At 38.2% G+C, this 953-nt stretch carries 1 protein-coding gene and 1 pseudogene; both read right to left on the reverse strand.

Translation table 11 applies throughout. The features are described 5' to 3' along the window. On the reverse strand, window positions 1-879 hold an 879-nt coding region (locus L652_RS0102795; protein WP_024603264.1), incomplete at its 3' end, for a hypothetical protein. Then, window positions 876-953: pseudogene (locus tag L652_RS1000000125670) on the reverse strand (protein PelC); the annotation flags it as partial. The pseudogene L652_RS1000000125670 and the gene L652_RS0102795, both read right to left, overlap by 4 nt.

Genomic DNA, 953 nt, shown 5'->3' on the forward strand with positions numbered 1-953 from the left:
CCCAGCCATAACTGCAAGTAGTGTAAGAGTGGTATTTTTAAGTGCAAAAAATTGTACTCTTTCAACTAAAATAGCGCCATAAATTGTGTTATTTACGTCGATAAGTGGAATCGCCATATGGTATTTACTTATACCTGATGCCATTTTTGCGTCTTTTACTGATACTAATTCTTTTTCTTCAATCATCGCTAATATAAGAGGATCGTTTTCTGCTATTTGACTCATTTTGCCTATAGAGGCAAGTGGTGGTTCTAAAACACTGTCGTTTTCAACTTTATATAACCCCGCTCTTTCTAGCGAACCGTACTCAACAAACAAGTCGATTATTTTTTGCGCTGCGCTATCAAGTCTTCTTTCTTTTAATAGCCCGATAGAGGTTCTTACTGCTTGTAGTGATTCACGTAAACTTAACGTATGGCCAGCTAGCATTTGCTCAATTCTATCGTGAGATGAATTAATTAAATGATACTGACGAGTAAATGTTTCAAGACGATCTGTTACGTACTCAAGCTGAATACTTTGCTGTTGATTAGTACGCTCCCACACATCCCTAAATTCGCCTGTGATCATAATTACAATAATGTAGCCAATCATAGCGTTAATATTGAAGTCGCTTTGCGGTGATAAAATATTTGCTTGAAGTAAAAAAAGTTGGCCAACAAGCAAACATAAAATACTAATAAAGCCTTTTGAAAAGCCATAGCGTAAAGAAACTAAAAGTGGGCCAAGTACAGGCCACGAAAACCCTCCCTCAGTCCAAAATGGGTCCTGTGCGTTAAATAATACAGGCAGCCCTAAAGCAAGCGCGGTAAATATAAATACCTCAGCCCATATTTGTAGCTCAGGAACGTCTCTTGGTCTAAGGAAATGTGTTTTCACTCACTAACCTCTATATAAGAAATTAAATCGGCAATCACATCTTGTGCTGTTGCTGCAATGCTATCGCGGCCCCA

This window comes from Pseudoalteromonas sp. TB25 (assembly GCF_000497995.1).
Lineage (GTDB): Bacteria > Pseudomonadota > Gammaproteobacteria > Enterobacterales > Alteromonadaceae > Pseudoalteromonas > Pseudoalteromonas distincta.